This is a genomic window from Mycobacterium sp. (assembly GCF_004298145.1).
Lineage (GTDB): Bacteria > Actinomycetota > Actinomycetes > Mycobacteriales > Mycobacteriaceae > Mycobacterium.
In genome coordinates, this window is record NZ_SCRH01000039.1 from 72,756 (window position 1) to 91,124 (window position 18,369).

General features: G+C 67.1%; 13 protein-coding genes, 1 tRNA gene and 1 pseudogene. 10 read left to right on the forward strand and 5 right to left on the reverse strand.

Annotated features, from left to right (window positions below; genetic code table 11):
- Positions 1 to 203: 203 nt before the first annotated feature.
- Positions 204 to 2,864: a DNA polymerase I gene (gene polA / locus EPN51_RS15720; RefSeq protein ID WP_293044342.1), complete on the reverse strand. Its 2,661-nt coding sequence runs from the start codon at positions 2,862 to 2,864 to the stop codon at positions 204 to 206.
- Positions 2,865 to 3,028: 164 nt separating this feature from the next.
- On the opposite strand from polA, the gene EPN51_RS15725 reads away from it, so the two are divergent.
- Positions 3,029 to 3,541: an OB-fold domain-containing protein gene (locus EPN51_RS15725; RefSeq protein WP_293044200.1), complete on the forward strand. Its 513-nt coding sequence runs from the start codon at positions 3,029 to 3,031 to the stop codon at positions 3,539 to 3,541.
- Positions 3,538 to 4,746: a lipid-transfer protein gene (locus EPN51_RS15730; protein ID WP_293044202.1), complete on the forward strand. Its 1,209-nt coding sequence runs from the start codon at positions 3,538 to 3,540 to the stop codon at positions 4,744 to 4,746. The genes EPN51_RS15725 and EPN51_RS15730 overlap by 4 nt, the downstream gene beginning before the upstream one ends.
- Before the next feature lie 75 nt (positions 4,747 to 4,821).
- On the opposite strand, the gene EPN51_RS15735 is transcribed toward EPN51_RS15730, so the two are convergent.
- On the reverse strand, positions 4,822 to 5,436 hold the full coding sequence (locus EPN51_RS15735; protein ID WP_293044203.1) for an ANTAR domain-containing response regulator: 615 nt from the start codon (positions 5,434 to 5,436) through the stop codon (positions 4,822 to 4,824).
- A gap of 112 nt (positions 5,437 to 5,548) precedes the next feature.
- Between EPN51_RS15735 and EPN51_RS15740 the strand changes: the two genes are divergently transcribed.
- Positions 5,549 to 5,625: transfer RNA gene (locus EPN51_RS15740), tRNA-Leu, on the forward strand.
- 242 nt (positions 5,626 to 5,867) lie between these two features.
- Here EPN51_RS15740 and EPN51_RS15745 read toward each other — a convergent pair.
- The gene (locus tag EPN51_RS15745; RefSeq protein WP_293044205.1) at positions 5,868 to 6,230 is read right to left on the reverse strand and encodes a metalloregulator ArsR/SmtB family transcription factor; all 363 of its coding nucleotides are present in this window, start codon (positions 6,228 to 6,230) and stop codon (positions 5,868 to 5,870) included.
- Positions 6,231 to 6,325: 95 nt separating this feature from the next.
- Between EPN51_RS15745 and EPN51_RS15750 the strand changes: the two genes are divergently transcribed.
- The gene (locus tag EPN51_RS15750) at positions 6,326 to 8,299 is read left to right on the forward strand and encodes a heavy metal translocating P-type ATPase (protein WP_293044207.1); all 1,974 of its coding nucleotides are present in this window, start codon (positions 6,326 to 6,328) and stop codon (positions 8,297 to 8,299) included.
- Between the two features lie 199 nt (positions 8,300 to 8,498).
- On the opposite strand, the gene EPN51_RS15755 is transcribed toward EPN51_RS15750, so the two are convergent.
- The gene (locus EPN51_RS15755; RefSeq protein ID WP_293044209.1) at positions 8,499 to 8,693 is read right to left on the reverse strand and encodes a hypothetical protein; all 195 of its coding nucleotides are present in this window, start codon (positions 8,691 to 8,693) and stop codon (positions 8,499 to 8,501) included.
- A 199-nt stretch (positions 8,694 to 8,892) separates the two neighbouring features.
- Between EPN51_RS15755 and EPN51_RS15760 the strand changes: the two genes are divergently transcribed.
- The 6 genes and pseudogenes from EPN51_RS15760 (at position 8,893) to cydC (ending at position 16,970) form a co-directional block, all read left to right on the forward strand.
- Positions 8,893 to 10,224, forward strand: coding sequence for an adenylate/guanylate cyclase domain-containing protein (locus tag EPN51_RS15760; RefSeq protein ID WP_293044211.1), 1,332 nt, complete (start codon positions 8,893 to 8,895; stop codon positions 10,222 to 10,224).
- Between the two features lie 45 nt (positions 10,225 to 10,269).
- Entirely contained in the window at positions 10,270 to 10,857 is a 588-nt protein-coding gene (locus EPN51_RS15765; protein WP_293044213.1) for an HdeD family acid-resistance protein, read from the forward strand.
- 79 nt (positions 10,858 to 10,936) lie between these two features.
- On the forward strand, positions 10,937 to 12,409 hold the full coding sequence (locus tag EPN51_RS15770) for a cytochrome ubiquinol oxidase subunit I (protein WP_293044215.1): 1,473 nt from the start codon (positions 10,937 to 10,939) through the stop codon (positions 12,407 to 12,409).
- Positions 12,410 to 12,450: 41 nt separating this feature from the next.
- Positions 12,451 to 13,491, forward strand: coding sequence for a cytochrome d ubiquinol oxidase subunit II (cydB, locus tag EPN51_RS15775; RefSeq protein WP_293044217.1), 1,041 nt, complete (start codon positions 12,451 to 12,453; stop codon positions 13,489 to 13,491).
- 62 nt (positions 13,492 to 13,553) lie between these two features.
- The gene (gene cydD / locus EPN51_RS15780; protein ID WP_293044344.1) at positions 13,554 to 15,167 is read left to right on the forward strand and encodes a thiol reductant ABC exporter subunit CydD; all 1,614 of its coding nucleotides are present in this window, start codon (positions 13,554 to 13,556) and stop codon (positions 15,165 to 15,167) included.
- Positions 15,154 to 16,970: pseudogene (gene cydC, locus EPN51_RS15785) on the forward strand (thiol reductant ABC exporter subunit CydC). The gene cydD and the pseudogene cydC overlap by 14 nt, the downstream one beginning before the upstream one ends.
- Here cydC and EPN51_RS15790 read toward each other — a convergent pair.
- A complete protein-coding gene (locus EPN51_RS15790; RefSeq protein ID WP_293044219.1) occupies positions 16,883 to 18,280 on the reverse strand; it encodes a phosphatidylglycerol lysyltransferase domain-containing protein in 1,398 nt (465 codons plus the stop codon). The pseudogene cydC and the gene EPN51_RS15790 overlap by 88 nt on opposite strands.
- Between the last annotated feature and the right edge of the window lie 89 nt (positions 18,281 to 18,369).

Genomic DNA, 18,369 nt, shown 5'->3' on the forward strand with positions numbered 1-18,369 from the left:
CGACTGTGCACACGCTGGCCAAACCCAGCGCGGTTGACTCCGGTCGAACGGTCGCCCCGAATGTAACGCCACGGCGAATTTTCCGGCAATCCTTCGCCGTGACGTTACGCCCGCAGGCGGGCGGCACCCAGCTCGGCGGCTGGCTGAGCAGCAAATTCGCCCCTCAATCGCCTGCAGTGCGCCGCGACGCCCCAATTGCCGCGCTAGTGCGCGGCGGAGTCCCACGAGCGGCCGTAGCCGACTGAAACCTCCAGCGGGACGTCGAGCGGGTAGGCGCCGCCCATCTTGTCGCGCACCAGGGCCTCCAGCTGTTCTCGCTCCCCCGCCGCGACCTCGAACAGCAGCTCGTCGTGCACCTGTAGCAGGATCCGCGAGGAAAGCCCGGCGTCTTTGATCGCCTTGTCGACTTCGATCATCGCCACCTTGATGATGTCGGCCGCGCTGCCCTGGATGGGTGCGTTGAGCGCCGCCCGCTCGGCGGCCTCCCGCACCTGGCGGTTGCTGCTGTCGAGTTCGGGCAGATACCGGCGGCGGCCCAGTACCGTCGACGTGTAGCCGTCCTTGCGGGCCTGTTCCACGACGTCCATCAGGTAGTCGCGCACCCCGCCGAACCGGGCGAAGTATTGCTCCATCTGGACTTTGGCCTCCTCGGTGGAAATCTTGAGCTGAGCGGCCAACCCGTAGGCGCTCAACCCGTAGGCCAGGCCGTAGGACATGGCCTTGACCCGGCGGCGCAGCTCGCCGGTGACCTCCTCGATCGGCACGCCGAAGGCGCGTGAGGCGACGAACGAGTGCAGGTCCTCCCCGGTGTTGAACGCTTCGATCAGCCCGTCGTCGCGCGACAGGTGGGCCATGATCCGCATCTCGATCTGGCTGTAGTCCGCGGTCATCAGCTCGCTGTAGCCGTCGCCGACCACGAACGCGTCGCGGATCCGCCGGCCCGCCTCGGTGCGGATCGGAATGTTCTGCAGGTTCGGCTCGGTCGATGACAACCTGCCCGTCGCCGCGATGGTCTGGTTGAACGTGGTGTGGATGCGCCCATCGGAGGCCACCGAATTCAGCAGCCCGTCAACGGTGACTTTGAGCCTCGTGGCGTCGCGGTGGGCCAGCAGATGCTGCAGGAACGGGTGGCCGGTCTTGTCGAACAGCGACGCCACGGCATCGGCGTCGGTGGTGTAACCGGTCTTGGTGCGCTTGGTCTTCGGCATCTCCAGCTCGTCGAAGAGCACCGCCTGCAACTGTTTTGGCGAGCCCAGGTTGATCTGCTTGCCGATCACCGCGTAGGCCGCTTCGGCCGCATCGCGGATCAGGTTGGCGAAATCGCTTTGCAGCTCGCTCAGTAACGCCAAATCGACTGCGATACCGGCATTTTCCATCCTCGCCAGCACTCGCTGCACCGGCAGCTCCATGCCGCTGAGCAACGAAGTGGAGTTGATGCGGGCCAACTCCTCATCGAGCGCATCGGCGAGATCGAGCACCGCCACGGCCCGCAGGAGCAGCGTCTGCACCGCCTGGTCGTCGGTGCCGTCAGTATCGTCGAGTAGTGAAAGCTGTTGTTGTTCAGGGTTTTCGGCCCGTAACTCCCGGCGCAGGTAGCGCAGCGACAGGTCGTCGAGGGAGAAGCTGCGCTGTCCGGGGCGCACCAGGTAGGCCGCCAATGCGGTATCGGAGGTGACACCGGCCAGGGACCATCCCCGTCCGACGAGGTCGTGCATCGCCAGCTTGGCTTCGTGCAACGCCTTGGGCGGGCCGGGATCGGCCAGCCAGGAAGCCAGCGCCGCTTCGTCTTCGGGATCCAACGTCGCGGTGTCGATGTAGCGGCCCTCCCCGTCGGCGGAGACGATGGCCAGCGCGGTGGCGTCGGCGTCGTAGGCCAGGTGGGTGCCCACGACGGCCAGCCCGAAGCGCTTCCCGGAGCTGTGCTCGGCTAACCACACCGCCAGCTCGCCGGCTTCGAGCGTGCCGCCGCGCACGTCGAAACCCTCGTCGACCTCGGGTTCCACGGCGGCCAGGGTTTCGAACAACCGGTCCCGCAGCACCCGGAACTCCAGGTCGTCGAAGAGCCGGTGGATCTGGTCGCGGTCCCACGGCTGCAGCCGCAGCGTGTCGGGAGTCTGGGCCAGCGGCACGTCCTTGACCAGATCGGTCAGCTCGCGGTTGCGGATCACGCTGGCCAGATGTTCGCGCAGCGCGTCACCCACCTTGCCGCGCACCGAGTCGACGTTGTCGACCAGCGCCTGCAGCGACCCGTATTCGCCGATCCATTTGGACGCGGTCTTCTCCCCCACACCCGGGATGCCGGGCAGGTTGTCGCTGGGGTCGCCGCGCAGGGCGGCGAAGTCGGGGTATTGCGTGGGCGTCAGCCCGTACTTTTCGACGACGGCATCGGGTGTGAAACGGGTCAATTCGCTGACCCCCTTGCGGGGATAGAGCACCGTCACGTTGTCGCTGACCAACTGCAGGGAATCGCGGTCGCCGGTGACCACCAGCACGCGGTAGCCCTCGTTTTCGGCCTGGGTGGCCAGGGTGGCGATCAGGTCGTCGGCCTCGAACCCCGCCTCGGCGAGCACCGTGATGCCGAGCGCCGCCAGGACTTCCTTGGTGATGTCGATCTGGCCGTGGAACTCGTCGGGCGTCGCCGACCGATTGGCCTTGTACTCCGGGTAACGCTCGGAGCGGAAGGTCTGCCGTGACACGTCGAAGGCGGCGGCAATATGGGTCGGGGCTTCGTCACGCAACAGGTTGATCAACATCGCGGTGAAGCCGTAGACCGCGTTGGTGGTCAGCCCGCCGCGGGTTTTGAAGTTTTCGACGGGCAGCGCATAGAACGCCCGAAACGCCAGGGAATTGCCGTCCAGCAGCATGAGCGTCGGCCTGGTTTGTTCCTCGCTGGGCTTGGTAGCGGTTTTCGTGGCGGGCACGGGTCTCACTTTAGGCACCCGGTGTGACGGGCCATGCGCCCCGACCGCGCCGCCCGCAGAACTGCAACACGTTTCAGTTTTATGCGTGAGCTGGGTACGCTGGCCGGGTGCCAGAAGTCATCCGACAAGAACCGGCGGTCGATGGATGGTTCGCCACCGACTCCACTAGTGAAGACGCCGGTGTTCCGCATCTGATCGGCGGTAAATGCCCGCAGTGCGGTACCTACGTCTTCCCGCCCCGCGAGAACAACTGCCCCAACCCGGGTTGTGCCAGCGACTCGCTGGATTCGGTCGCCCTGTCGACGCGGGGAATGCTGTGGAGCTACACCGAGAACCGTTATGCGCCACCGCCGCCCTACCCGTCTCCGGATCCCTTTGAGCCCTTCGCCGTCGCCGCCGTGGAGCTGGCGGCCGAGGGCCTGATCGTGCTGGGGAAGGTGGTCGAGGGCACGCTGGCCGCCGACTTGAAGGTCGGCATGGAGATGGAACTGACCACCATGCCGCTCTACACCGACGACGACGGCGTGCAGCGCATCGTGCACGCGTGGAGGATCGCCTCCGCCGGCGACGGTGAACAGGGCAATGCGATCGGCAAAGGTGAGAAGGAGCGGCGCAAATGACGACGAGCGCGCCTGAACCGCTGTACATCCTGGGCGCCGGGATGCACCCCTGGGGCAAATGGGGCAACGACTTCACCGAATACGGGGTGGCCGCCGCCCGGGTCGCGCTGAACGAAGCGGGCCTGGACTGGCGCCAGGTCCAGTTGGTGGCCGGTGCGGACACCATCCGCAACGGCTACCCGGGATTCGTCGCCGGTGCGACGTTCGCCCAGAAACTCGGGTGGAATGGCGTGCCGGTCAGCTCGAGCTATGCCGCATGCGCCAGCGGTTCGCAGGCGCTGCAGAGCGCCCGGGCCCAGATCCTGGCCGGCTTTTGCGACGTGGCCCTGGTCATCGGCGCGGACACCACGCCGAAGGGCTTTTTCGCCCCGGTCGGCGGTGAGCGCAAAAACGATCCCGACTGGCAGCGCTTCCACCTGATCGGCGCCACCAATCCCGTGTATTTCGCGCTGCTGGCGCGGCGGCGGATGGACCTCTACGGTGCCACGCTGCAGGATTTCGCCCAGGTCAAGGTCAAGAACTCGCGACACGGCCTGCAGAACCCGAATGCGCGGTACCGCAAGGAGGTGTCGGTCGAGGACGTGCTGGCCAGCGCGGTGGTGGCCGACCCCTTGCGCCTGCTGGACATCTGCGCCACCTCCGACGGCGCGGCGGCCCTGATCGTGGCCAGTGCGAAGTTCGCCCGTGAACACCTCGGCTCGCTGGCCGGCGTGCCGTCGGTGCGGGCGGTCAGCACGGTCACCCCGAACTATCCGCAGCACCTGCCCGAATTACCCGATATCGCAACGGATTCCACCGCCGCGGTGCCCGCACCCGATCGGGCGTTCAAAGACCACATCCTCGACGCGGCCTACGCCGAGGCGGGCATCGGGCCCGAGGACGTGAGCCTGGCCGAGGTCTACGACCTGTCCACCGCGCTGGAACTCGACTGGTACGAGCACCTGGGCCTGTGCCCCAAGGGTGAAGCCGAGGCGCTGCTGCGCAGCGGTGCCACCACCATCGGCGGCAGGGTTCCCGTCAACGCGTCCGGCGGGCTGGCGTGCTTCGGCGAGGCCATCCCCGCGCAGGCGATCGCTCAGGTCTGCGAGCTGACGTGGCAACTGCGCGGTCAGGCCACCGGCCGGCAGGTGGAAAACGCCACGGTCGGCATCACGGCCAACCAGGGCCTGTTCGGGCACGGCTCGTCGGTGATCGTCGCCCGCTAGGGTTTTCGAGCGCCGCGGGCGTTCGGTTGTACGGCTTTCACGGCGTGTCGTCGTGCGAACACGCACACTCGAGAGCTACTCGTCAGTGGGGCCGAGGGTCTCCAGGACGACTTCGGCCACTCGCTTCATCGTGGTCCGCCGGTCCATGGCGGCCCGCTGAATCCACTTGAACGCCTCGGGCTCGGTCATGTCCTGTTCGGTCTGCAGCAGCCCCTTGGCGCGTTCCACGAGCTTGCGGGTCTCCAACCGCTCGGACAGCGTCGCCACTTCGCGTTCCAGCTGGGCGATCTCGCCGAAGCGGCTGACGGCCAATTCAATGGCCGGGATCAGGTCGCTGATGGTGAACGGCTTCACCAGGTAGGCCATCGCCCCGGCATCTCGGGCGCGCTCAACCAGGTCGCGCTGACTGAACGCGGTCAAAATGACGATCGGGGCGATGCGCTTGGCGGCTATCTCCGAGGCCGCGTCGATGCCGTCGCGGCGCGGCATTTTCACATCCATGATCACCAGGTCCGGCTGATGGCGCTCGGCCAACTCGACGGCTTCCTGTCCGTCACCTGCCTCACCGACGATGTCGTAGCCCTCCTCCCTGAGCATCTCGGCGAGATCCAGTCGAATGAGCGCTTCGTCTTCAGCGATCAGGACCCGGCGCGGCACAGCGGCGTCGGTGTCGGTCGTGGGGCCTGTCATGACGGACATTGTGTCGCGAACGCCTCAGACCAGCGAGCGCGGGGGCGGTGTGACGGGTGAGGACACCAAATCCTCTATGGTGGGAGGCTGCCTCTAAGGTAAGAGGCCGCAAGCCCTCGTATCCCAACTGGCAGAGGAAACGGATTCAAAACCCGTCCAGTGTGAGTTCGAATCTCACCGAGGGCACCAGGAAACCCCCCGCGTCCGCGATCTTGTTCATATCGTCCGGAACCACGTGCCCGCACGGCCGCCGCCTCGGCCCAGCCTCGCAGGACGCATCCGTTCGCAGTGCCGGCAGCGCGCGCGGCGGCCAAACCTGGACGGGCACTGAGGAACTCGGTTCGCGACCGCTCAACGAACCGGTCGCTCAACGTGTCGGGCAGGCCACCTCGTGCGCGGGCGCGCGGTCGGTCGTTGCGGACTTGGCGCCGCTATCCCGCGGGTTCGGCCAGATCCGATAGGCCCAGACGCAAGTGCTCACTGTGGTAGATAGCCTCGTCGAGCAGCTGGGCGACGTGGTTGTCATAAAGGCTGTAAACGATGCTGCGGCCCGATCGGGTTCCGGTGACCAAGCCCAGGTTGCGCAACAACCGCAGCTGGTGTGACACCGCCGACTGCTCCATGCCGATCGCGGCGGCCAGCTCGGTCACCGCCAGCGGCCCCTGCCGCAATTCGGTCAGGATCAGCAGCCGGCTCGGGGTAGCCAATGCCTGCAACGTGGTGGCGACGTGGGTCGCGGCGTTGGCATCCAGCCGAGCCGTCGGCCGGTCGCGGCCCTCGACTCCGTGTCCCATAGCGCGACAGTCTATCCCAGCCTAGGATACATGAAGACGTGTTCATGCCTTCTGGTATCGTGGGCATCCTTTGGTTGTCGTCTCGGAGGTAAGTGATGGTCGCGCCCACTCCCGCACCGGCCCGCCCGCGGCCCACCCCCGCGGTGCTGCCCGTGCGCCGGACCCGGCTGTTCAAGATTCCCGAAATGCGCTGGGCGGCAACGGCGTTGGGGTTGTTCCTGGCGGGCTTGTTGGTGCAGTTGGCCGGTGGGCCGCACTGGGTGTGGTGGGTGCTGTACCTGGGCTGCTACGCCGCCGGGGGCTGGGAGCCGGGCCTGGCGGGATTGCAGGCGCTGCGGGACAAGACCCTGGATGTCGACCTGCTGATGGTGGCGGCCGCGATCGGGGCCGCAGCGATCGGGCAGATCACCGACGGCGCTCTGCTGATCGTCATCTTCGCCACCTCCGGTGCGCTGGAAGCACTTGCGACCGCGCGCACCGAGGACTCGGTGCGCGGGCTGCTCGATCTGGCGCCCGAGACCGTGACCCGGTCCAGCGACGACGGCGGCGAGGAAACGGTCAATGCTGCCGACCTGGCTGTGGGTGATGTGCTGGTGGTCCGGCCCGGCGAGCGCATCGGCGCCGACGCCACCGTGGTCGCCGGCGCCAGCGAGGTCGATCAGGCCACCATTACCGGCGAGCCGCTGCCGGTGGACAAGAGCGTCGGCGACGAGGTGTTCGCGGGAACCCTCAACGGCACCGGGGCGCTGCGGATCCGGGTTGACCGGCGCGCCGAAGATTCCGTGGTGGCCCGTATCGCCACCCTCGTGGAGCAGGCCAGCCGCACCAAGGCCCGCACCCAACTGTTCGTCGAAAAGGTCGAACAGCGCTACTCGATCGGCATGGTCGCCGCCACGATCGCGGTGTTCGTGGTGCCGCTGCTGGCCGGCGAGCCGCTGCGGCGGGCGCTGCTGCGGGCGATGACATTCATGATCGTGGCCTCACCGTGCGCAGTGGTGCTGGCTACCATGCCGCCACTGTTGGCTGCGATCGCCAACGCCGGGCGCCACGGCGTGCTGGCCAAGTCCGCCATCGTGATGGAACGACTCGGCGCCACCACCCAAATCGCCTTCGACAAGACCGGTACGCTGACCCGCGGCACCCCCCGCATCGCCGAAATCCGCAGTCTCGACCCGAGTTTGAGTGATGACGAGCTGCTGACCCTCGCCGCGGCCGCCGAACACCCCAGCGAACACCCCCTGGCGGCAGCGGTCGTCGGCGCGGCCCGCACCCGAGGATTGAAGCTACCCGACGTCGAGGAGTTCACCGCGCACCCCGGCCGCGGTGTCACCGCCCGCATCGACGGCCAAGCCGTCAGTGTCGGCTCCCCGCACACCCTGCTGGCCGATCCCGACACCGCCGAAACTCCGGCTGCGACCGCGGTGGTCAACGCGATGCAGGACCGCGGCTACACCGCCGTCGTCGTGACCCGCGAACGCCGGCCGGTCGGCGTCCTGGCCATCACCGACCAGCTGCGCCCCGAGGCGCCGGCCGCCGTGATCGCGGCGCGGCGGCTGACCCGCGCAGCACCAGTGTTATTGACCGGCGACAACCAGGCGACCGCCGACCAGGTCGCCGCACAGCTCGGTATCACCGATGTCCGTGCCGGGCTGCTGCCGGACGACAAAGTCAGCGCGGTGCGGCAGCTGCAGGCCGGTGGACAAAAAGTCACGGTGATCGGCGACGGCATCAACGACGCCCCCGCTCTAGCGGCCGCGCACACGGGGATCGCCATGGGCGGCGCGGGATCGGATCTCACCTTGCAGACCGCCGACGCGGTCATCGTGCGCGACGACCTCACCACCATCCCCACCGTCATCGCGTTGTCACGGCGCGCCCGCAAGGTGGTCGTCGCCAACCTGATCATCGCCACCACATTCATCGGGGCGCTGGTGCTCTGGGACCTCGTCGGCACCCTGCCGCTGCCGCTCGGGGTTGCCGGGCACGAAGGGTCCACGATCATTGTCGGACTCAACGGATTACGACTGCTGCGCCAAGCCGCCTGGCGGCGCGCCGCCCAGAGCAGATAACGGCGCGAAAAACTGATGAGGATGCTGTGGGAAGCACCGGCCGACCTCTGTACGGCGCAGCTCGATCATGGCCGCGCGCTTGCCAGGGTCGCACTCACGTGCTCCAGCACGAGGGCCCAAACATCGAGAGGGACGGATTCAAAACCCATCCGGTGTGAGCTCAAATCCACCGTGGGCACCGATCCACAAGTCTGGCGCCTCAGTCGCCGAATGACCGGGTGATGCATACCTGGCCCGAGGCCGATACCTCCGAGCCCGGGGTGTAGTTGCCGATGGAATCGCCGGCCACCCGTAGCAGCCAGCTCGGCTCACTACAGGCGGCACTACAGCTGTCCACGAGCACGGCGGTCAGGGCAATCATCAACGCAAGGGCGACTCTTCTGAGACCCGCCATCAGGCACCCCTTAGTCGAGGCGAACACGTGTCACGCACAGCGTCGACCACGCGCTAAATAACCGAACCCGAAATGCTCGTCAACCCGATAACTACCCGATAACAAATGTCGTATCAGACTCGGGAAACTTACGGAGGCGAAAACGGCAATATTGACACGACTGCCGACAAATTGTCTGCTCGGCGGTTAGGCTTGCGGCGTGGCGGCCAAGAATTGTGGTGGCCCACCGCGATGGCCAGATGGCTCGTCAAAGCGCCCGGATTGTGTAGCCGCGGTGCGGGTCCAGTCGCGCGCCCGCAACCAGCACTACGCGGACAGTGCCGCGCGCCAATTCCGGGTGCTGAACGTCAGCGCATGGCTGGCGGTGCTCGTCAGCGCAACGTTTGTGCTCCTGCAAGTGGTTGCGGGAGCGTGGCGCTGGCAGATCGTCTCGGTCAACGCTGCCGCCGCGATGATTTTCGCCGCCGTGCCGTGGCTACATCGCTTCGGTGAGCTGGTTGCGCCGCTGACCTTCATCGGCGCGGCGTACGTCTCACTGTTCTCCAGCGGTTGGGACGCGGGCACGGCGTCGGGCTCGCAGTTTTTCTTCCTGGTGGCGGCCAGCCTGGTGGTGCTGGTGCTCGGCATCGACCACATCGTGTTGGCGGCGATCCTGGCGGCGATTGGGGCCGGCCTGGTGATCGCACTGGAGTTCCTGGTCCCCCGGAATACCGGTCTGGAACCGGCCTGGGCTCAGTCCATGATGTTTGTCGTCACCATCGTCTCCGCCTTCGTGATGGTGTTCGTGGCGGTGTGGTTCGCCCTGCGCGACACGGCGCGGGCCGAGGCGGTGATGGAATCCGAGTACGAGCGGTCGGAGGCGCTGCTGGCCAACATGTTGCCGGGCAGCATCGCCGAGCGGCTAAAAAGCTCTTCCCGCAACGTCATCGCCGACAAATACGACGAGGCCTCCGTGCTGTTCGCCGACATCGTCGGGTTCACCGAACGCGCCAGCAGCACCACCCCGGCCGACCTGGTCCGGTTTTTGGACCGGCTCTACGGCGCGTTCGACGAGCTGGTGGACAAACACGGCCTGGAGAAGATCAAAGTCAGTGGCGACTCCTACATGGTGGTCAGCGGGGTCCCGCGGGCGCGACCGGATCACGCCTCCGCCCTCGCCGATTTCGCACTCGACATGGCCAATGTTGCGGCCGCACTGAAGGATCCGCATGGTGACCCGGTCCCGCTGCGGATGGGCATGGCCTGCGGACCAGTGGTCGCCGGTGTCGTCGGTTCGCGCCGCTTCTTCTACGACGTGTGGGGAGACGCGGTCAATCTGGCCTCGCGGATGGAATCCACCGATTCGGTCGGCCGCATCCAGGTGCCCGAGGCGATGTACGAGCGACTCAAAAACGACTTCGTCCTGCAGGAGCGTGGCCTCATCGAGGTCAAGGGCAAGGGCGCTATGCGCACCTGGTATCTCATCGGCCGCAAGGCGGGCGAACAGCCCACCGACCTACTCGCCGAGCGACCACGCACCGCCCACGTCTGATCAAATTTCCTGTACCAAGGCCGGCGTTTGTGTCAGACTGCGGCCATGACCATCTCCCCTGGCTCTCCTGGAACCCACCCCGTTCCAAGCTTGCTGCCGCATTTGTGGAAATCCGCTCTGCTGTCGGGAATTCTGTCGATCGTCCTCGGTGTCCTGGTGCTGGCGTGGCCGGGAATTTCCATCCTGGTCGCCGCCGTCACCTTCGGTGTTTATCTGCTCATCACCGGTCTCGCGCAAGTCGTCTTCGCGTTCTCACTGCATGTCTCGGCGGGGAGCAGGGTCCTGCTGTTCATCAGCGGGGCCGCGTCGCTGATCCTGGCGCTACTGGCGTTCCGCCACTTCGGTCAGGGATACGCAATTCTGCTGCTGGCCATATGGATTGGTATCGGGTTCATCTTCCGCGGTGTCGCCACGACGATTTCGGCCGTCAGCGATCCGCACCTGCCGGGCCGGGGCTGGAGCATCTTCCTCGGCTTGCTGAGCCTGCTCGCCGGCATCGTGGTCCTGGCGTCACCGTTCGAATCGATCGTCACCCTGGCGATCGTGGTGGGCGCGTGGTTCGTGGTGATCGGCGTCTTCGAGATCATTTCGGCGTTCGGCATCCGCAAGGCGTCCAACACCCTCGACAGCTGAGGCGGTAGCGGAGGCGCCAGCACATCTACTACACTTTGTCGTAGTCGTTGATCGGGCCTCCGCAGTCGGGAGATGACAGATGAATGTCGTCGATATTTCGCGGTGGCAGTTCGGTATAACTACCGTCTACCACTTCATCTTCGTGCCGCTCACAATCGGTTTGGCCCCGCTGATCGCCATCATGCAAACGGCGTGGGTGGCTACCGGCAACACCGCGTGGTATCGACTGACCAAATTCTTCGGCAAGCTGTTCCTGATCAACTTCGCCATCGGCGTGGCGACCGGCATCGTCCAGGAGTTTCAGTTCGGCATGAACTGGAGCGAGTACTCGCGGTTCGTCGGCGACATCTTCGGCGCGCCTTTGGCGATGGAGGGGCTGTTCGCCTTCTTCTTCGAATCGACGTTCATCGGCCTGTGGATCTTCGGCTGGAGCCGGCTCCCGAAGCTGTTACACCTGGCCTGCATCTGGATCGTCGCGATCAGCGTCAACGTCTCGGCGTTCTTCATCATCGCGGCGAACTCGTTCATGCAGCACCCGGTCGGCGCGCACTACAACCCGGTGACGCGGCGCGCGGAACTGGACAGCATTTTCGCGCTGCTGTCCAACAACACTGCCCAAGCGGCATTTCAACACACGGTGGCGGGAGCACTGCTGACCGCCGGTGCTTTCGTCGCCGCCGTCAGCGCATGGTGGATGGTGCGCTCACACACGCCCGGATCCACCACCCCCGTCGCGGAAACCGAGGCCCGCACCATGTTTCGTCCCGCGGCGATCCTGGGATGTGGGGTGGTGCTGCTCGCCGCTGTGGGTTTGTTCTTCACCGGTGATCGCCAGGGCAAGCTGATGTTCGTCCAGCAGCCGATGAAGATGGCGTCGGCGGAGGCGTTGTGCCGCACCGCAACCGACCCAGACTTCTCGGTGCTGACCATCGGCACACACAACAATTGCAGCAGCGTCACCGAAGTGATCAAGGTGCCTTACGTGCTGCCGTTCCTGGCCGAAGGCAAGCTCAGCGGCGTGACGCTGCAAGGGGTCAACGAACTGCAGCAGCAGTACCAGTACCGCTTCGGGCCCGACGACTACCGGCCGAATCTGTTCGTCACCTACTGGTCCTTCCGATTGATGATCGGATTCCTGGTGATCCCCGTGGTGTTCGCCCTGACCGTGCTGTGGCTGACCCGCGCCGGGCGAACCCCCAAGAACCGCTGGGTTTCCGGGTTCGCGCTACTCACCATTCCCACGCCGTTCCTGGCCAACATCTCGGGATGGGTGTTCACCGAGATGGGCCGCCAGCCATGGGTGGTGGCCCCGAACCCGGCCGGCGACCAGTTGATCCGGATGACCGTCCGCGAAGGCGTTTCGAACCACGTGCCCGGCATGGTCATCACGTCGCTGGTGACCTTCACCCTCGTCTACGCGGTGCTGGCGGTCCTCTGGTTCTTTCTGCTCAAGCGCTACACCGTCGAAGGTCCACTGGAGCACGACGCGGAACCCGCTCCCCCGCACGCGCCCGGCGACGACGAGGTGGCGCCGCTGTCCTTCGCCTACTGAGGCGTGACGGGGCTTACCGAGGCCGAAAGGAGCTGATCGGAGTGGGATTGCAGGAAGTGTGGTTCGGCATCATCGGGGTGCTGTTCCTGGGTTTCTTCGTCCTCGAGGGCTTCGACTTCGGCGTGGGCATGTTGATGGAGCCGTTCGCGCGCGTCGGCATCGGTGAAGCCGAACCGTTGCGCCGCACGGCCCTCAACACCATCGGGCCGGTGTGGGATGGCAACGAGGTTTGGCTGATCGTCGGCGGCGCGGCCATGTTCGCCGCCTTTCCCGGCTGGTACGCCACCGTGTTCTCCACGCTGTACCTGCCGCTGTTGGCCATCCTGTTCGGCATGATCGTGCGGGCCGTGGCGATCGAGTGGCGCGGCAAGATCGACGACACAAAATGGCGCGGCTGGGCCGATTTCGGCATCGCCGCCGGGTCGTGGCTGCCGGCCGTCCTGTGGGGTGTCGCGTTTGCCGCCCTGGTCCGTGGACTCCCGGTGGACGCCGACGGCCACATTCATCTCGCGATCACCGATGTGCTGAACGCCTACACGGTGTTGGGCGGCCTGGCCACCGCCGGTCTGTTCTTGCTGTACGGGGCGGTGTTCGTCGCGTTGAAGACGTCCGGCGCCCTCCGCGACGACGCATACCGATTCGGCGTGTGGCTGTCGCTTCCGGTCACCGGACTCGTTGCGGGCTTCGGGCTTTGGACGCAACTGGCTTACGGCAAAGACTGGACCTGGCTGGTGCTGGCCGTGGCCGTGGTCGCGCAACTGACGGCGGTACTGCTGGTGTGGCGGCGCGCATCCGACGGCTGGGCGTTCACCTGCATCGCGCTCGTGGTCGCGGCCGTGGTGATCCTGCTCTTCGGCTCGCTGTATCCGAACCTGGTGCCCTCGACGCTGAACAAGCAGTGGAGTGTGACCATCTACAACGCCTCCTCGACCCACTACACGCTCAAGGTCATGACGTGGGTGACGGCGTTCATGGCCCCGCTGACGGTGGTGTATCAGGCGTGGTCGTACTGGATTTTCCGGCAACGGATCTCGGCCGACCGGATACCGGCGCCCATCGGTCTGGCTAGGCGCCCGTCCTGAGCGGTAAGGACGGCGCGAGCCGAGCGCCACTTGACCCGAGACTGTGGCGGGCATCGACGGCGCTGCGCCGCTATCTGGTCGCCGCGGTGGGCTGCGGGGTACTGATCTCCGCCTGCGCGATCGGCTCGGCGATCGTGTTGGGGAGCATCGTCGCACGAGTCGTCGGCGACCCCTCCGCAGGCGGCCTGCGCGCCTGGTTGGGGCCGCTGTCAATCCTGTTGGCACTGTGGGTTGTTCGCGCGCTGACGCATTGGTTTCAAGCCCGGCTGGGCCAGCGGGGAGCGAGCGCCGTCATCGCCGACCTGTCCGGCCAGGTACTTCGCGCGGTGACCGCCAGGCAGCCGGGTGAACTCGCGGCGCAACGCGACACCGCCGCGGTGGTGGTCACCCGCGGCCTGGACGGTCTGCGTCCCTACCTCACCGGATACCTGCCGACGTTGCTGCTCGCCGCGATCCTGACGCCGGCCACCGTCGCGGTGATCGCGGCCTACGACCTGAAATCGACGGCGATCGTGGCGATCACGCTGCCGCTGATACCGATCTTCATGGTGCTGATCGGGCTGGCAACCCGGGACCGGTCGGCGGCCGCGCTGGCCGCCATGACCACCCTGCAGGCCCGGTTGCTGGACCTGATCGCCGGCATCCCCACCCTGCGGGCGTTGGGACGCAGCGCGGGCCCCGAACAGCGTATCGCCGAACTCGCTGCCGCGCACCGCCGCTCGGCTATGGCGACGCTGCGGATCGCCTTCCTGTCGGCTCTCGTGCTCGAATTGTTGGCCACCCTGGGCGTGGCGCTGATCGCCGTCGGAATAGGCCTTCGTCTGGTTTTCGGTGAGATGACCCTGACCGCGGGTTTGACGGTGTTGTTGCTGGCGCCCGACGTGTACTGGCCACTACGCCGCATCGGCGTGGAATTCCATGCCGCTCAAGACGGTACGGCCGCCGCCGGCGAGGCCTTCGCCCTCATCGGCGAGCCGACCCCGTCCAAGCCCAGGACCCAGACCGTCACCGCGCGCGGTGCACGGATCCGCCTCGAACATCTCACCGTCGCCGGCCGCGACGGACAGGCGCCACGCGATCTGAACGCGGTGATCGAACCCGGCGCGGTGACCGTGCTGACCGGGCGAAACGGCGCCGGCAAAAGCACCACGTTGCAAGCGATCGCCGGGATCACCGCACCCTCGTCGGGCCGGGCCACCGTCGACGGAGTCGACATCGCCGACCTGGAGCCGAGCCGGTGGTGGGGGCAGCTGTCCTGGCTGCCCCAGCGCCCGGTGCTCGTGCCGGGCACCGTCGACGACAACCTGGTGCTCCTCGGAGAGCTCGAGGACATCGAAAAGGCTTGTGCCGTCTCCGGGTTCGACACCGTGTTGGCGGAGCTTCCCGAGGGCGGGCGCACCCTGCTCGGGCGCGGCGGGGTCGGGCTGTCCCTGGGGCAGCGGCAACGGCTGGGCCTCGCGCGGGCGCTCGGATCGGCGGCCGCCGTGCTGTTGCTCGACGAGCCGACCGCGCACCTGGACGCCCACACCGAGGAACGTGTCCTGCGGGCGATCGTGGAGCGGGCCCGCGCCGGTGCGACCGTGATCGTGGTCGGGCATCGCGAGCCGGTGCTGGCCATCGGCGACCAGGTCGTCGACGTGGTCGCCGACCGTGGAGTGCGTTATGCCCCGGTCTGATCCGACGTCTCCGTCGACCACGGCGGGCCGCCGCCACGAACCCCTACTCGCCGCCGCCGCCCTGCTGCGTCCCCGGCTGCCCCGCGTACTGGCGGCGATCGCGCTCGGGGTGCTGTCGCTGGGCAGCGCGCTGGCGCTGACCGGTGTTGCGGCGTGGCTGATCACCCGCGCGTGGCAGATGCCGCCCGTGCTGGACCTGTCGATCGCGGCGGTCGCGGTGCGTATGTTCGCGATCTCGCGGGCCGTGCTGCACTATTGCGAGCGCCTGGTCACCCACGACACGGCCTTACGCGCGGCCGGCACCGCCCGGGTGCAGGTCTACCAACGGCTGGCGCGCGGGCCCGCGGCGGCCGCCGTCCGGCTGCACAGCGGTGAACTGGTGGCCCGGGTGGGCGCCGACGTCGACGAACTGGCCAACGTCTTGGTGCGCGCCCTGGTGCCGATCGGCGTCGCGGCGGTGCTGGCGCTGGCGGCCACCGCGGTGGTCGCCGCCATCTCACCGGCGGCGGCCGCCGTACTGGCGATCTGCCTGCTGATCGCCGGTTTCGTCGCGCCCCGCCTGGCCGGCCGGGCCGCCGCGACCCAGGAAGACATTGCGCGGCAACACCATTCCGAGCGCGACACCTCGGCAATGATCGCTCTCGAACATGCGCCCGAGCTTCGTGTCGCCGGCCTGCTTCCCGATGTCATCGCCGAATCGCAACGTCGCCAACGCGCTTGGGGTGATGCCCTGGACGCCGCGGCCAAACCGGCCGCCATCGCCGAGGCGATGCCCACCGCGGCCATCGGGGCCAGCGTGCTGGGCGCGGTGGTGGCCGGGATCGGGTTGGCGCACGCGGTCGCGCCCACCACACTGGCCGTGCTGATGTTGCTGCCGTTGTCCGCCTTCGAGGCGATGACGCCGCTACCGGCCGCGGCCGTGCAGTTGACGCGGTCGCGGATCGCCGCGCGCCGGTTGCTCGAGCTGGCCGCGGCCGAAACCCCGCGTGAGTCCGGGCACACGGCGCAGACAGCGCCGAGGCCGCTCGGCACCGGCCGGTTATCCGCCGACGTTCGCTCCGGTCACCACGGCGGCGCGGGCTCGACCCGCATCGCGCTGGACCTGCCGGCGGGCACGCGGCTGGCCGTCACCGGCGCCAGCGGTTCCGGGAAGACGACCCTGCTGATGACGCTCGCCGGCTTGCTGCCGCCACTGCGCGGGCAGGTACTGCTCGACGGCACCGCCTTGACTCAGTTCGACGAAGTCGATTTGCGCCGCGCCATCGGGTTTTTCGCGGAGGACGCGCACGTATTCGCCACCACCATCCGAGACAACCTGCTGGTCGCCCGCGGCGACTGCCGAGACGACGAACTCACCGCGGCCCTGGACACGGTCGGGCTCGGCTCGTGGCTCGCCGGTTTGCCCGAGGGCTTGGCCACGGTGCTTACCGGTGGCGCGCAAGCCCTTTCGGCGGGGCAGCGCAGGCGCCTACTGCTGGCCAGGGTGGTGATCTCACCCGCGCGGATCGTGCTGCTCGATGAACCCACCGAACATCTCGATGTCACCGACGCCGAGCAGATCCTCCGCGACCTGTTGGCGCCGGATTCCCGGCTGCTGTCCCCCGAACGCACGGTGGTGGTGGCTACTCACCACCTGGGCAAGGGAATCGGCTGCGACGAACTACGCGTCGATCAGGGCTCGTAGCACGGAAGCGGTCCGATCACGGTGCTGGTGTTCAGAGATGTCGTCGGCGCGGCATGAACTCCAGCGACAGCAGCACGAACAACAGCGGGACGATCTGCGTCATGGAGATCAGCGCGTAGCGCCGCGCGTCGAGGGCATGCCACTTGCGCACATACCGGTACAACGACTCCAGCGCGATCAGCGGGTCGAGGACGTGGATCAGCCGGTAGAAGACGCGCTGGGTCCAGCCGCGGTTCTTGTCGTCGAAGATCTCGGGAAATGCGGCGAACGCGAGCGATACCCGCTGTGCCCCACTGTCTTTACCGGCCATGATCATGTCGACGCTGAGCCGCTCGTCGAGTCCGTTGGGGGCCCCACGGCGGCGCCACGGGACGTCGAGGGTAATGTCGCTGCCGCCGCCGGCCGTGGCGTACCGGTGAAACGCCTGCACCGTTCCCGCGGCGTCCCTGGCGATGATCAGCTGAATTCCGGGAAAGCGGCCCTCCAGCACGCCATCGAGGTTCATGTGGAATCCGCGGTCGGCCCGCGCCCCTTTCGACGATTCCCGCACCACCTCGGTCAGCTCGCCCAGCAGCCGTTCGTCCAGTCCCTGCTCGGCCACGATTTCCGTTGTGACGCCGCAGTTATGGGTGCGCTGCACCGCCTGGCGCAGGTTGCGGAACTTGCGGCCCACCATGTCGAAGCCCGACACGTCGACGACCACATCGCGCCCAATGGGTATGGCTCGCAGCGATTGTCCCAATACCGCCGTGTCGCTCCACAGGTTGAGGCGGCGCTCGCCGCACCCCACCACCGCGATGCGCCATCCGTGGGCATGACACGTGGCGGCGAAATCGGCGACCAGTTCGCCGAAGTGTTCCTCGGCACCGATGGGGTCACCGCTGACCACGGCGATTCCCATCCGTGTCCGGTAAGCCAGCGCCGCGGTGCCGTCGGCGGTGAAGTGGTAACTCTTGCCGGTCTGCATGGTGAACGGCGCCAATGCGTCATCGCTGGTCACGTTGATCAGTTTCCAGATACGCGGCAGGTCGGCGGGCCGCGGGTGCGAGGGCATCGGCCACATCAACACCATGCCCGAGCTGGCGATCACGACGTCACCGAGCAGATCGAAGGACAACACATGCAGGCCCAACCCCGCCAACACGAAAGACGCGGCCGCAAAGGCATGCATCGTCGTCACCGGGCGGCCCAGGAAGATGCCGCGCGCGATCCACGCCACCGCGGCAAGAACCGTCAGCGACCAGGCCAGCCGATCGGCGAAATGCCCGTTCGGATTGCTGTGGTGACGAGCGAGTATCTCGATGAACCAGGACGTCGCGCAGAGCAGCGCCAGGGCACCGATCAAGCGGACCGCCAGCGAATCGGCCGAAACGACAACACGTTCGCGCGCGCGAGGTCTCGCTGTGACGTCCACCACCGGCCCGTTCACACTCACCTCCCGATGCGCTGATAACAGCTGGGCGGCGTGTCCGCCGCCTCTGCACCGACTACCCGGCTACGTCAAAGTTACGCCCGATC

Bases quoted from the DNA above. Each gene is read 5' to 3' on its own strand.
- polA (WP_293044342.1), bottom strand. From the start codon at position 2,864: ATGCTGCTGGACGGCAATTCCCTGGCGTTTCGGGCGTTCTATGCGCTG.
- EPN51_RS15770 (WP_293044215.1), top strand. From the start codon at position 10,937: ATGAATGTCGTCGATATTTCGCGGTGGCAGTTCGGTATAACTACCGTC.
- EPN51_RS15730 (WP_293044202.1), top strand. From the start codon at position 3,538: ATGACGACGAGCGCGCCTGAACCGCTGTACATCCTGGGCGCCGGGATG.
- EPN51_RS15750 (WP_293044207.1), top strand. From the start codon at position 6,326: ATGGTCGCGCCCACTCCCGCACCGGCCCGCCCGCGGCCCACCCCCGCG.
- EPN51_RS15755 (WP_293044209.1), bottom strand. From the start codon at position 8,693: ATGGCGGGTCTCAGAAGAGTCGCCCTTGCGTTGATGATTGCCCTGACC.
- EPN51_RS15735 (WP_293044203.1), bottom strand. From the start codon at position 5,436: ATGACAGGCCCCACGACCGACACCGACGCCGCTGTGCCGCGCCGGGTC.
- EPN51_RS15765 (WP_293044213.1), top strand. From the start codon at position 10,270: ATGACCATCTCCCCTGGCTCTCCTGGAACCCACCCCGTTCCAAGCTTG.
- EPN51_RS15745 (WP_293044205.1), bottom strand. From the start codon at position 6,230: ATGGGACACGGAGTCGAGGGCCGCGACCGGCCGACGGCTCGGCTGGAT.